The 13,485-nt window shown below is 64.8% G+C and carries 10 protein-coding genes; all 10 read right to left on the reverse strand.

The genetic code is table 11. The annotated features are described in order from the left end of the window. Positions 1 to 4 precede the first annotated feature (4 nt). The gene (lpxK, locus tag ACVOLO_RS06380) at positions 5 to 1,027 is read right to left on the reverse strand and encodes a tetraacyldisaccharide 4'-kinase (RefSeq protein ID WP_481569411.1); all 1,023 of its coding nucleotides are present in this window, start codon (positions 1,025 to 1,027) and stop codon (positions 5 to 7) included. Then, positions 1,027 to 2,775, reverse strand: a complete 1,749-nt coding sequence (gene msbA, locus ACVOLO_RS06385) for a lipid A export permease/ATP-binding protein MsbA (protein WP_481569412.1) — start codon at positions 2,773 to 2,775, stop codon at positions 1,027 to 1,029. The genes lpxK and msbA overlap by 1 nt, the downstream gene beginning before the upstream one ends. Continuing rightward, complete coding sequence (locus ACVOLO_RS06390) at positions 2,772 to 3,194, reverse strand: ExbD/TolR family protein (RefSeq protein WP_481569413.1); 423 nt, start codon at positions 3,192 to 3,194, stop codon at positions 2,772 to 2,774. Before ACVOLO_RS06390 ends, msbA begins: the two co-directional genes overlap by 4 nt. Positions 3,195 to 3,200: 6 nt before the next feature. After that, positions 3,201 to 3,833 (reverse strand): MotA/TolQ/ExbB proton channel family protein, encoded by a 633-nt coding sequence (locus ACVOLO_RS06395; RefSeq protein WP_481569454.1) that lies wholly within the window; start codon positions 3,831 to 3,833, stop codon positions 3,201 to 3,203. Next, positions 3,760 to 6,228: a DNA internalization-related competence protein ComEC/Rec2 gene (locus tag ACVOLO_RS06400; protein WP_481569455.1), complete on the reverse strand. Its 2,469-nt coding sequence runs from the start codon at positions 6,226 to 6,228 to the stop codon at positions 3,760 to 3,762. The genes ACVOLO_RS06395 and ACVOLO_RS06400 overlap by 74 nt, the downstream gene beginning before the upstream one ends. Positions 6,229 to 6,540: 312 nt before the next feature. Beyond that, positions 6,541 to 8,649 carry a polyribonucleotide nucleotidyltransferase gene (gene pnp / locus ACVOLO_RS06405; RefSeq protein WP_481569414.1) on the reverse strand — a complete coding sequence of 703 codons (2,109 nt, stop codon included), beginning with the start codon at positions 8,647 to 8,649 and terminating at the stop codon, positions 6,541 to 6,543. Positions 8,650 to 8,795: 146 nt separating this feature from the next. After that, positions 8,796 to 9,056, reverse strand: coding sequence for a 30S ribosomal protein S15 (gene rpsO / locus ACVOLO_RS06410; protein WP_481569415.1), 261 nt, complete (start codon positions 9,054 to 9,056; stop codon positions 8,796 to 8,798). 172 nt (positions 9,057 to 9,228) lie between these two features. Continuing rightward, positions 9,229 to 10,140 carry a tRNA pseudouridine(55) synthase TruB gene (gene truB, locus ACVOLO_RS06415; RefSeq protein WP_481569416.1) on the reverse strand — a complete coding sequence of 304 codons (912 nt, stop codon included), beginning with the start codon at positions 10,138 to 10,140 and terminating at the stop codon, positions 9,229 to 9,231. Positions 10,141 to 10,251: 111 nt separating this feature from the next. Next, positions 10,252 to 10,629 carry a 30S ribosome-binding factor RbfA gene (gene rbfA / locus ACVOLO_RS06420; protein WP_481569417.1) on the reverse strand — a complete coding sequence of 126 codons (378 nt, stop codon included), beginning with the start codon at positions 10,627 to 10,629 and terminating at the stop codon, positions 10,252 to 10,254. 169 nt (positions 10,630 to 10,798) lie between these two features. After that, entirely contained in the window at positions 10,799 to 13,438 is a 2,640-nt protein-coding gene (infB, locus tag ACVOLO_RS06425) for a translation initiation factor IF-2 (RefSeq protein ID WP_481569418.1), read from the reverse strand. Positions 13,439 to 13,485: the final 47 nt, after the last annotated feature.

Here is a 13,485-nt window from a genome sequence, read left to right on the forward strand (position 1 = left end):
CAGGTCACGCACGCGCCAGCTTGCCCAGTCGATCAAGCAGCGCAATCCAGAATGCAGCCGGCAGCTCGGCCTGCAGCGGCACGGCGTAGTGCCAGCGGTTGGCAAAGCTGCGGCACTTCACCGCATCTTTCTCGGTCATCAACACGGGCAGCTCACTGCCGAATGACAGGTCCGATGCCACGTAGCGATGGTGGTCGGCAAAGGCATGCGGCACCACACCGATGCCGCGTGCGCGCAGCATCTGGAAAAAACGCTGCGGGTGGGCGATTCCCGCCACCGCATGCACACGCTGGCCGGCAAAGGACTGCAGTGATTTCTCGCGCCCTCCGCTCAACGGACGTGCAGTGGTAATGCGCAGGCGCATGGACCACTCGCCAAAACCGGCAGCGGCCACCACTTCATCCGCGTCGCTGGCCTGCCCCAGGTTGACCACGCGGAAGTCGCAGTCACGCGCGCGCTCCACCGGCTCACGCAACGGACCGGCAGGAATCATCCGGCCATTGCCATAGCGGCGCACCGCATCGACCACCTCGATCTCGATGTCACGCGCCAGGCGGTAATGCTGCAGACCATCGTCGCAGACCACCACATCGCAACCGGCCTTGATCAAGGCGTTGGCGGCAGCCACGCGATCACCATCCACGCGCACGGGCGCGCCTGTCTTCCAGGCGATCAAGGCAGGCTCATCGCCGCTGAGCTCGACGGCCAGCTCCGGCGTGACCCAGCGTGCGGTGCCGGCTTCATCGCGACCATACCCCCGGCTGGCAACGCCCGGCTTCCAGCCCGCTTCGCGCAGGCGGTTGACCAGCTCGATCGTCAGCGGGGTTTTGCCGGTGCCACCCGCAGTAATGTTGCCGACCACGATCACCGGCACCGCTACCTGCCGGCTGCGCAACCAGCCGCGCCGGTACAGGCGCCGGCGCAAGCCGGAAACGCCGGCATAGAGCGGCGCCAGCAACCGGGCGAACAACGGCACCGGCGCGTCGTCATACCAATAGGCCGGCGTCTGCGGACCTCGTTTTTCCATCAGTCCTGGCCCTCGCGGAACTGCATGCGGTACAGGTGCTCGTACAAGCCCCCCAGGGCCAGCAACTGCAGGTGCGTGCCACGTTCGACGATGCGCCCCTGGTCCATCACCAGCACCTGGTCAGCGTGCTCAATGGTGGACAGGCGATGGGCGATGACCAGGGTGGTGCGGTCGGGCATCAGTTTCTGCAATGCATCCTGCACCAGCCGCTCGGACTCGTTGTCCAGCGCGGCGGTTGCTTCGTCCAGGATCAATATCGGCGCGTCCTTGAGCATCGCCCGTGCAATGGCAAGACGCTGGCGCTGTCCACCGGAAAGCCTGCCTCCCTTGGCCCCCACCTGGGTGTCCACGCCGTCAGGCATCTGCGCGACGAACTCCAGCGCATTGGCACCGGCAATGGCGCGGTCCAGTTGTTCCGGGCTACGTTCGCGCAGCTCACCGTAGGCAACGTTCTCGGCGACGCTGCCGTTGAACAGCGTGACCTGCTGCCCTACCAGCGCAATCTGCCGACGCAGGTCGGCAAGCGTGTAATCCTGCAACGGGTGGCCGTCCAGCAGAATCTGCCCGGCTTCGATTTCGTAGAAGCGCGGGATCAGCTTGATCAGCGTCGATTTTCCGCTTCCGGAGCGGCCAACGATGGCAGTCACCGTGCCGGGCTGGGCGACAAAGCTGATGTCCTGCAACGCCGGCTTTGCCTGGCCGGGATAACGCGCGGTGACATTGCGGAATTCCAGCTCACCCTTTGCCCGTGCCAACGGCACCGTGCCGGGATCCGGCTCGTCCTCGGCATCCAAGACAGCGAACAGACGCTGCGCCGACGCGATGCCGCGCTGGGTCATGTTCTGCACATTGGTCAGCTGCTTGAGGGCGGGAATGATGGTCAGCATCGCCATCAGCATCGCGACGAAATCACCCACCGTCAGGCGCCCGGCAGCGGCTTCATGGCCGGCGATGAACAACAACGCAGCCAAGCCCACGGCACCAATCAACTGCACCATGCCCGAGGAAATGCTGCGCGTGGATTCCACCTTCATCGCCAGCCGCAGGTTGGTATTGGCCAGCCCCGAATAGCGTTCCATCTCGCGCGGCTGGGCACCGTAGATCTTCACTTCCTGCTGGCTGGACAGGGTCTGGTCGGCCGCCTGCAGCAGCTCCGCACTGCTCTCCTGGATGCGGTGGCTGATGCGGCGGTAGCGCTTGGCGACCTTGTTCATCACCCAGGCCAGCGGCGGCGCCAACACGAAGATGGCCAGCGTTACCTGCCAGCTGTAATAGAACATCATCGCCAGCGAACCCAGCGCCTGCAGCGATTGCTGCAGCACCACCTTCATCGCATCAATGGCGGCCTGGGCCACCTGGTCGCTGTCCGAACCCAGCCGTACCAGCATCGACGGCACCGGCTCGTTGTCAAAGCGCTGCCCTGGAAGGCGCAGGTACTTGCCCAGCACCCGCACGCGCAGGTCGCGGGCAATGCTGCGCGCCGCCTTGCCCATGCCCATGTCGGTCAGGTAGCCGGCGGCACCACGCACAAAAAACAGGCCGATGATGGCCAGCGGCATCCAGGGATTGATGTCCTCGGGATTCACCAGGTTATTGGTGATCGGGCTCATCAACCCCAGAAAACCCATGCCTGCCGCCGCTTCGATCAGCATGCCCAGGCCGGCTACCAGCAACAACACCCGGTACGGCTTGGCGAAACTCAACAACCGTTTATAGGTCTGCCAGGCCGTCTCCTTGGTATCGCTCATGACTTCGCCTCCGGCGCGGTGGCAATGGCAATGCGGCGGAAACCCAGTTGACCCAGCGCATCCTGCGCGGTCACCACGGCCTGATACGGCGTGCGTGCATCGGCGCGCAACAGGACCGTTTGCTGACGGTCGTCACCGGCCACCTGTGCGATGGTCTGCTTGAGCGCCTCCACGTCGGTGCGCAGCACTTCCTGGTCATTGATGAAGTAACGCCCATCGGCATTGACCAACACGCTCAGCGAGCGCGGTGGCGAGGTGTTCTTCTGGTCACTGGCGGTCGGCAACTGCACCTGCAGGGTCGAGCGCGCATCAAACGTGGTGGTCACCACGAAGAAGATGATCAACACCAGGATCACATCGATCAACGGGACCAGATCGATATGCGGTTCGTCCTGGCTGCGGCTATCGCGGATGCGCATCGTGGCTCAGACCTTCGCCGTAGCCGGCGCACGCGATGCGGCCGGCGCGGGGGTTGTGGCCAGCACCGCGGCGCGGCCGTCCAGCGAATCCAGCAATGCGGTGGCTTCCTGCTCCATCTCGATCACATAGCCGTCGATGCGGCTACGGAAATGGCGGTGGAACATCAATGCCGGGATCGCCACGATCATGCCGGTGGCGGTACACACCAACGCCTTGCCGATACCACCGGCCAGCTGATTCACGTCACCCACGCCGTGGTCGAGGATGCCCATGAACATCTGGATCATGCCGACCACCGTACCCAGCAGGCCCAGCAACGGGCCGGCCGAGGCAATGGTGCCCAGCGCATTCAAAAACCGCCCCATCCGATGCACCAGGTGGCGGCCGGTATCTTCGATGCGCTCGCGGATCTGGTCACGCGGGCGGTTGCGGGCTTCCAGCGCCGCGGCCAGCAGCGCGCCGAGCGGGGAGTTCGCGCGCAAGGATTCAATATGCGAGGCATCGAGCTTGCCGCGCGCAGCCCAGTTGCGAACCTCCTGCCCCAGCCCCGGCGGCAGCACCTCGTTACGGCGCAGGCTCCAGAAACGCTCCAGGACGATCGCCAAAGCCAGCACCCCCAACAGCAACAACGGCAGCATCGGCCAACCGCCGGCCTTGACCAGTTCCCACACGTTCCAACCCCTCCGGCACCATGGCCGTCTGTTCGATCCCCGATAGGATAGCAGCCGCCCGCGCCCGCTCCGCGGCATCCCACCAGCGTGAACGCGCCATCCTGCGCTCACGCAGTTGCAAGCCATCAGGGCCGAACCAGACCCTCACCGCACCACTGCCGGCCGTGCCCAGCACTTCAGCGCCGGCATTCTGCCAACGCGCGACCACTTCGGGCCGTGGATGCGCGAAGCGGTTCCCATGGCCTGCCGATACCAACGCCAGCCGCGCACCGACGGCGCGCACGAAGCCCGGGCTGGAGGCGTTGCCGCTACCGTGATGCGGCACCACGACCACCTCCGCCTGGAGCCCGGGACGCGCCCGCCGGATCAACCCGCGCTCGATCACCTCACCCACATCGCCGGCCAGCAGCGCTGAACCATGCCGACTCGCCACTTTCAGCACGCAACTGGATTCATTGCGCAGATACGGGAAGCCCTCGGTGGGATGCAGAAACTCGAAATGCACGCCGTCCCACTCCCAGGCGCGCCCGGCCAGGCAGGCCGACGCGTCCTGCCAATCCAGCCCCGGCGGCGCCTGCAGATCGGCGACCGGCAATGTTGCCTGTACCGCCCCCATGCCACCGGCGTGATCATGGTCGCCATGGCTGAGCACCGCCCGGTCCAGCCGCGCCACGCCCAAGGCGCGCAGGGCCGGCACCACAACCCGCTCCCCCGCATCAAAGCCATCACGCACCGCCGGACCGGCGTCGTACAGCAACACGTGGTGCCGCGTGCGCACCAGCACTGCCAGCCCCTGCCCGACATCCAGCATCACCAGCTCGAACTCCCCGCTGGCAGGCAACTCGCGCCCGGGCATCAACAGCGGGAGCCACAGCAGCAAGGCCAGAGGTTTTGCCGGCACCCCGGCCGGCAATAGCATCCACACCGCTCCCAGCGTTGCCAGTGGCAGCGCAAACCATGCCGGCTCCGGCAACCACCATAACGAGAAGCGACTGTCTGCAAGGAACTCGAACAACGGCCAACTGAGATCAAAGCACCCTGCCGACGCGCGCCACACCAGCGTACCGCTCCCGGACCACACCGCCTCCAGTGCGGTACCGAGCACGGCAAGCGGGACCACGACCAGGCTCCACCAAGGGATGGCCACCAAATTGGCCAGCGGCCCAATCAGCGACGCCTGGCCGAACAACATCGCGCTCAGCGGCAACAAACCCAGCGTCGCAACCCGCTGGGCAGAGAGGAAACCACGCAGCCAGTGGGTACGCTCCGGCAGGCACCAGGCCAGCCACGCAACGCCGGCGAAACTCAGCCAGAACCCCGCACTCAACATCGACAACGGATCGACCAGCAACACCGCCAACGCGGCCAACCCCAGTGATCCCAGAACATCCACCGGCCGGCGCAGCAAACGGGCCAGCACGATCACTGCCACCATCAACACGGTACGCACCGTCGGCAGCGCAAAGCCCGCTACCGCCGCATACACCAGCGCCGCGACGAACGCGCCTGCGGCGGCAGCCTGCGGCCTTGGCCAGCGTCGCCCGACCCATGGCAACAAACGCCAGATGCCGCCGATCAGCCACGCGCCACAGACGGCCACCATGCCCACATGAAAGCCGGAAATCGCGATCAGATGTGTCAGCCCGGTGGCGCGCAGCCGCTGCCAGTCCAGGTCGGTAAGGCCACGTGTGTCACCCAGCGCCAGTGCCTGCACATAACGCGAGGAAGCCGTTGGCACCGCGGCTGCAATGCGCGATGCCATACGTTGCCGCCAGGCAGCCAGCCCGGAAGGGGCGTCCAGCAGACGCGCCGTGTCCGGCGTTCGCACCAGGCCCGTGGCACTGATCCGCTGCGCGAGCGCGTGCCGCTCGGCATCGAAGCCTCCCGGATTGGACAACCCTCGCGGCACACGCAAGCGCACCTGCATTTGCCAACGCTGGCCCGCATGCAACTGCATACGCGGCCCCGGAAAGGTAGCGCCGAAATCGTCATACCACGACAACTGCAGTCGCCGGCCCTGCAGAAAGGCGGCAGCCTCTGCGTCATCCACCTGTAGCTGGAAGCGTGTGCGCCGCGTCTCGTGCTCAGGCAGGCTGGCCACCCGGCCGCTGATCGTGAATTCCCGCCCCTCCGCAGCGAAGGGCAGTTGCGCCGCCAGCACCCAACCCGCATGCAGCCCCGCCCAACCCACTCCTGCCAGGACAGCGCCCAGCAGCCGCAGCCTCCGTCCACGCCACCACAGCACGGCGCCCAACACCGCGATCAACCCGCATACCGGCATCGGCAGCAATATCGGTGCACCGATCACCACGCAGATACCCAGCAGAAAACTCATCGCCGCAGCCTTGCCGAGCACCGGCATATTCGCTGCCGCGGTCAGGAAGCCCGCGCCCCCGCCTTCAATTCGATGGTTCACCATGCCTGGCATCTCCCGTTCCCAGGAAATGCTTGGCCAGCAACTGCCCCGGCACCATCGGCGGCAAAGTCCCGTGCCGGTCGGGCAACACCGTGTTCAGCCGCTTCCGTTGCAGCGCCACGCCATGCCGGGCGACGGCTCCACCAGCCACCACATGACCGGGCCCCGCCACGGCCGGCCGTCGGCGTCCAAATTTTCAACTCACAGAACAAAAAACGGGCCCGAAGGCCCGTTTTTCTTCAGCGGAACACCGCAGCCTTATTCGGCCGGGGTGCCCTCGCCTTCTTCCACGGCCTTCATCGACAGGCGGATACGGCCCTGCTTGTCGACTTCCAGCACCTTGACCTTGACCACATCGCCTTCCTTCAGCTTGTCGCCGACTTTCTCGACGCGCTCGCTGGAGATCTGCGAAACGTGCACCAGGCCGTCCTTGCCCGGCAGGATGGTGACGAACGCACCGAAGTCCATGATCTTGGCGACCTTGCCTTCGTAGATGCGGCCCGGCTCGACGTCCGAGGTGATCTGCTCGATGCGGGCCTTGGCAGCCTGCGCAGCGGCATTGTTCACCGAAGCGATGGTGATGGTGCCATCGTCCTGGATGTCGATCTGGGTGCCGGTTTCCTTGGTGATGGCCTGGATGGTGGAACCACCCTTGCCGATCACTTCGCGGATCTTGTCCGGGTGGATCTTGATGGTCAGCAGGCGCGGCGCGTAATCGGACAGCTCCGAACGCGGGGCGGTCAGGCCGTGCGCCATTTCGCCCAGGATGTGCAGACGGCCAGCCTTGGCCTGCTGCAGAGCCTGCTTCATGATCTCTTCGGTGATGCCTTCGATCTTGATGTCCATCTGCAGGGCGGAGATGCCCTCAGCGGTACCGGCCACCTTGAAGTCCATGTCGCCCAGGTGATCTTCGTCACCCAGGATGTCGGACAGGACGACGAAACGCTCGCCTTCCTTGACCAGGCCCATGGCGATACCGGCAACCGGCGACTTGACCGGAACGCCGGCGTCCATCAGGGCCAGCGACGAACCGCAGACCGAAGCCATCGACGAGGAGCCGTTCGACTCGGTGATTTCCGAGACAACACGAATGGTGTACGGGAAGGCTTCCAGCGACGGCATCACTGCCAGCACGCCGCGCTTGGCCAGACGGCCGTGGCCGATCTCGCGACGCTTCGGGCCCATCATGCGGCCGCACTCACCCACCGAGAACGGGGGGAAGTTGTAATGGAACAGGAAGTTTTCCTTGTACTCACCGGCGACCGCATCGATCACCTGGCCATCACGGGCGGTGCCCAGGGTGATGGTGACGATGGCCTGCGTTTCACCGCGGGTAAACAGCGCCGAGCCATGGGTACGCGGCAGCACGCCGGTCTTCACGGCGATCGGGCGGACGGTGTCCAGCGCACGGCCGTCGATGCGGACCTTGGTGTCCAGCACCGAGTTGCGCATGGTGCTGTATTCCAGCTCGCCGAATTCCTTGGACAGCTCGGCCGGGTTCCAGCCTTCAGCGGCGACGCGGCCAGCCAACGACTCGGCCACGTCCTTCTTGATCGCCGAGATGGCGTCGCGGCGCTGCAGCTTGTCACGCACCTGGAAGGCTTCAGCCAGCTGGTTGCCAACGGCTTCCTGCACGGCGCTGATCAGCGCGGTGTTCTTGGCCGGGGCCACCCAGTCGCTCGGCTTGGTGCCGGCTTCAACGGTCAGTTCGTTGATCGCGTTGATGACCTTCTGCATCTCGCGGTGACCGAAGGTCACGGCGCCCAGCATCACGTCCTCGGACAGCAGCGCGGCTTCGGATTCCACCATCAGCACGGCATTGGCGGTACCTGCGACCACCAGCTCCAGCTGCGATTCCTTCAGCTCGGAAACGGTCGGGTTGAGGATGTACTCACCGTCCTTGTAACCGACCTTGGCAGCGCCGATCGGGCCCTTGAACGGGGTGCCGGCCAGCGACAGGGCGGCCGAAGCACCGATCAGCGCGGCGATATCGCCGTCCACTTCCGGGTTCAGCGACATCACCGTGGCGATGATCTGGACTTCGTTCTTGTAGTCTTCCGGGAACAGCGGACGGATCGGACGATCGATCAGACGCGAGATCAGCGTCTCCTTCTCGGTCGCACGGCCTTCACGCTTGAAGAAGCCACCCGGGATACGGCCACCGGCGTAGAACTTCTCCTGGTAGTCGACGGTCAGCGGAAAGAAGTCCTGGCCTTCGCGCGCGCTCTTGGCGGCGACGGCAGTGACCAGCAACACGGTGTCGTCCATCTTGACGATGACAGCGCCGCCGGCCTGACGGGCGATTTCGCCGGTTTCAAGCGTGACGGTGTGTTTGCCGTACTGGAAGGTTTTGGTGATTTTTGCCACGGGGGATCCTTGAAATGCTTTCTTCAGATGGACCGTTGCCAGCCCATGCTGGCAAGGGTTGGCCGGGCGGTTCCGGCCGATCTACTGCGATATGAAGCTCTAAAAACAAAACCGCGGCGCATCGCTGCGCCGCGGCGGGGAATCTATTAGCGGCGCAGGCCGAGCTTTTCGATCAGAGCCTTGTAACGCTCGACGTCCTTCTTCTTCAGGTAGTCAAGCAGGCTGCGGCGGCGGTTGACCATCTGCAGCAGACCACGACGGCTGTGGTGATCCTTCTTGTGCTCCTTGAAGTGGCCGGACAGCAGTTCGATGCGTGCGGTCAGCAGGGCAACCTGGACTTCCGGGGAGCCGGTGTCGTTGGCGCCGCGGGCGTTGTTCTCAATAACTTTCTGGGTGTCGATCGACATTGTTTTTTCTCTTTGATGCGTGGCCGGCAGGAACGTTCAAAACGCACCGCGCAGCTCGCCGTTTGAAATAACCGCCCGCCGACGGCAGGACAGTGCCCGTTCAAGGGCCGCAAAATTGTAACGACCTCAACCATTTGCCACAAGGAGCGATTGCTGCCGGCCCCTTACCCGTTCAGAGATTGAAGCGCCGCTGCGGGCTCAACCGCCCCCCGGCTTCCACTTGCCCCAAGCCAAGCGGCAAGCCGTCCATTGCGAATACGCCAACCAGCCCCTCGGGCCATTCCGGGTTGCGCAGGCGTTGCCCCAGGCAGAAGCGGGTGGCCTGGCCCGGATCAAGCTCCACCCACCCAAAACCGCTCAGGCCTTCACTGATCGGCAGCAGCCATTCCTGCAGGGCGCTCTCGCCCCCCTGTTCAGCCACCTCGCGCAGCGCATCCAGCCCAATCATGCGGGGCGTCAGGAACGGCTCCACCCACAACCGGCGCAGCGCGGTGATATGCGCGCCGCACCCCAGCACTTCGCCCAGGTCGCGGGCAATGCTCCGGATATAGGTACCGGAGCCGCAGGTCACCCGCAACGCCAGACGGCTGCCTTCATGCGCGAGAATTTCGATGCACTGCACATGCACTTCACGCTGTGGCGCCTCAATGGCTTCCCCGCGACGCGCCTTCGCATACAGCGGTTCGCCGCCCTGCTTGAGCGCCGAGTAAATCGGCGCCCGCTGCTGAATATGCCCGGTCAGGCCGGCCAGCGCGGCCTCCAACTGCTCCCGGCCGATGGCCGGCACGTTGCGCTCGCGCAGCACCACGCCATCCGCATCATCGGTGTCGGTCGTCTTTCCCAACATCACTTCGGCGTCATAGGCCTTGGCTGACCCCAGCAACAGGCCGGCAATCTTGGTCGCCTCGCCAAAGCACAGCGGCAGCAGGCCGGTGGCCAGTGGATCAAGGCTTCCGGTATGGCCGCCCTTCTCGGCCCGGAACAGGCGACGAGCCACCTGCAGCGCGGTGTTCGAACTCATGCCGGCCGGCTTGTCGAGCAGGACAATGCCGTCCAGGCGGCGGAATTGAATACGGGGACGCATGAGACACCATTCTCGGGCCGAAGCGGAAACACCTCACGCCTGGCGGAAACTGGAAACAACCTGCGGCTTATCCGCAGGCAGATATGACAACAGCCCTCGCGGGCTGCTGCTTCATTCTTCGTCGGCTTCGGACTTCTTTTCCGGCGGCGGGGCCAGGTCGCGCAACAGGTTGTCGATGCGCTCGCCACGGTCGACGGAGTCGTCGTAATGGAAATGCAGTTCCGGCACATGCCGCAACTTCATGGCCCGCGCCAGCGACATGCGCAGCTCGACCGACAACTCACGCAGGCCCTTGACGGCCTCGGCCGAACGCTCCGGCATCAACGCCGTGACAAACACCTTGGCATGGGCCATGTCACGGGTGACCTCCACATCCGAAACACTGACCGATGGCAGCCCATGCTCACGCACGGCGGCATGCACCAGCGTGCCCAGATCACGACGGATCTGCGCGGAAACTCGGTCAGTACGATGGAAGGTCTTAGGCATCAGGTAAGTATCAGCAATTGAGTAGTGAATTTCGGTGAAACCGGAGAAGAACCGGCGGCGGGGTCCACGTTCACGGACCCAACTTCCGGTTCCCACCCCAGCCGGTAGAGGTTCCGCTCACCGGGACCCGCCTCACGAATCCCGATTCCCGACTCCCCAATCCCGGCACTTAGAGCGTGCGCGGCACTTCGATGCGCTCGAAGCACTCGATCTGGTCGCCCGCCTTCACGTCGTTGTAGGCCTTCACGCCGATACCGCACTCGGTACCGTTGCGAACTTCCTCGACGTTCTCCTTGAAGCGGCGCAGCGATTCCAGTTCGCCCTCGAACACCACCACGCTGTCGCGCAGCACGCGGATCGGCTTGTTCCGCTTGACCACGCCTTCGACCACCATGCAGCCGGCGATGGCGCCCAGCTTCGAGCTGCGGAAGACGTCGCGGACCTCGGCGATGCCGATGATCTCTTCGCGGATCTCCACGCCCAGCAGACCGGAGGCCACCTGCTTCACCTGGTCGATCACGTCATAGATGATCGAGAAGTAACGCAGATCCACGCCGTTGGATTCAATGATGCGGCGTGCTGAAGCATCCGCACGCACGTTGAAGCCGATGACGGTGGCCTTGGAGGCCGCTGCCGAATTGGCATCGGACTCGGTGATACCGCCCACGCCGGAGTGGATCACGTTGATGCGGATGTCGTCGTTGGACAGACCCACCAGCGACTGGCTCAGTGCCTGCACCGAACCCTGGACGTCGGCCTTGATCAGCAGGTTCAACACCTGCTGGCCTTCGCCCTTGCCCAGCTGCGCCATGATGTCTTCCATGCGGCTGCCCGCCGTGGCCACCAGGCGCGACTCGCGACGCTTGGTTTCACGCTGCTGTGCAACGTCCTTGGCCAGGCGCTCGTCTTCGACGACGACAAAGTCATCGCCCGCTTCCGGCACGCCGGACAGACCCAGCACCTGCACCGGGATCGACGGGCCCGCTTCCGCCACCTGGCGGCCGGTTTCGTCAAACAGTGCGCGCACGCGGCCGTACTGGATGCCGCACACCAGGTAGTCGCCCTTCTTGAGCATGCCCTGCTGCACCAGCACCGTCGCAACCGGGCCGCGGCCCTTGTCCAGCGCCGATTCAATGACCACACCGGAGGCACGGCCTTCAGCAACGGCCTTCAGCTCCAGCAGTTCGGCCTGGATCGAAATCGCGTCCAGCAGGTCGTCGATGCCCAGACCCGTCTTGGCGGAGATTTCCACCATCTGCGTGTCGCCGCCGAAATCTTCGGCCACGACTTCCTCGGCCAGCAACTCGTTCTTGACCCGCATCGGGTCCGCCGAGGACTTGTCGATCTTGTTGATCGCCACGACGATCGGCGCCTTGGCCGCACGCGCGTGCTTGATGGCTTCCTTGGTCTGCGGCATCACGCCATCGTCCGCGGCCACAACGACCACCACGATGTCGGTCAGCTGCGCGCCACGGGCACGCATCGAGGTGAACGCGGCATGGCCCGGGGTATCCAGGAAGCTGATCACGCCCTTGGGCGTTTCAACGTGATACGCACCGATGTGCTGGGTAATGCCACCGGCTTCGCCATTGGCGACCTTGGTGCGGCGGATGTAATCCAGCAGCGAGGTCTTGCCGTGATCGACGTGGCCCATGATGGTGACCACCGGCGGACGCGCAACCGCATCGCCCTGGTTGGCATCATTGATCGCCAGCAGTGCATCTTCGGCATCGTTGTTGTCAGCACGCACCGCCTTGTGGCCGAGTTCTTCGGTCACCAGCACGGCGGTGTCATGGTCGATGGACTGGGTGATGGTCGCCATCACGCCCATCTTGAACAGCGCCTTGACCACCTCGCCGCCCTTCAGGGCCAGCTTCTGCGCCAGATCGGCCACGGTGATGGTTTCACCGATGGCGATTTCACGCACCACCGGCGCCGTCGGACGCTCGAAACCATGCGCACCACTGCTGCCGCGCGACTGGTCGTTGCCACGACGGCCCTGCGGCGCCCGCGCTCCGGGGCGGCCACGGGAATTGGTGTTGTTGCCACTGCCACGGCGCGCGCGATCCGACGCCGACAGGTGCAGCTGGCCACCAAAACGGTTGCCGCCATCCCCATCGGAACCACGCGACTTGTTGCCCGGCTTGGCATTGCCGCCGCGCTCATCGCGGGCCGGCGCCGGTGCCGGCGCACGGGCAGCAGGTGCCGGACGCACGGCCCGGACCGGCGCAGCTTCTTCCTGCTTGGCCGGAACGGCCTTGGCAGCCTCTTCCGCCTTGATGGCCTCTTCAGCGGCCTTGCGCTCAGCCTCTTCACGCTGACGCTCGGCCTCTTCAGCAGCCTTCTGGCGGGCGATGATCTCCGCATCGCGCGCACGGTCCTTCTCGGCCAGCATGCGCTGTTCGTCCAGATTGCGCTGACGCGACTCTTCGAGCTTGCGCAGGATATCCGCGCGCTCTTCGTCCGGCGTCATCGCAGCCTTGCCACCTTCCGGCTTCACGTAGGTACGCTTCTGGCGCACCTCGACATTGACCGTGGTCTTGCTGCGACCCGCGTTGACCGTCACTTCCTGGTGCTTGCGGCGGGCCAGGGTGATCTTCTTCGGCGCGGCTTCAGCCTCGTCGGCAGGCTGTTCTTCCTTGCCGTGGGAACGGCGGAGGAAACCCAGCAGCTTCACTTTCTCGGTACTGGTCACGATCTGATCGGGACCGCTGAATTTCATGCCGGCCTGGGCCAGCTGTTCCAGCAGTTTCTCGACCGGCGTGTTGACCAGTTCGGCGAGCTTGCGGATGGTGGTTTGCTGCGACATTCGGATCCTATGATCTTGTTGGCGCCCCCTCGATACGGACGAAGGCA

The organism is Stenotrophomonas sp. STEN056, from assembly GCF_056759635.1.

Coding starts and splice junctions, on each gene's coding strand:
- lpxK (WP_481569411.1), bottom strand. CDS start 1,027: ATGGAAAAACGAGGTCCGCAGACGCCGGCCTATTGGTATGACGACGCG.
- msbA (WP_481569412.1), bottom strand. CDS start 2,775: ATGAGCGATACCAAGGAGACGGCCTGGCAGACCTATAAACGGTTGTTG.
- ACVOLO_RS06390 (WP_481569413.1), bottom strand. CDS start 3,194: ATGCGCATCCGCGATAGCCGCAGCCAGGACGAACCGCATATCGATCTG.
- ACVOLO_RS06395 (WP_481569454.1), bottom strand. CDS start 3,833: ATGCTGCCGTTGTTGCTGTTGGGGGTGCTGGCTTTGGCGATCGTCCTG.
- ACVOLO_RS06400 (WP_481569455.1), bottom strand. CDS start 6,228: ATGCCGGTGCTCGGCAAGGCTGCGGCGATGAGTTTTCTGCTGGGTATC.
- rpsO (WP_481569415.1), bottom strand. CDS start 9,056: ATGTCGATCGACACCCAGAAAGTTATTGAGAACAACGCCCGCGGCGCC.
- truB (WP_481569416.1), bottom strand. CDS start 10,140: ATGCGTCCCCGTATTCAATTCCGCCGCCTGGACGGCATTGTCCTGCTC.
- rbfA (WP_481569417.1), bottom strand. CDS start 10,629: ATGCCTAAGACCTTCCATCGTACTGACCGAGTTTCCGCGCAGATCCGT.
- infB (WP_481569418.1), bottom strand. CDS start 13,438: ATGTCGCAGCAAACCACCATCCGCAAGCTCGCCGAACTGGTCAACACG.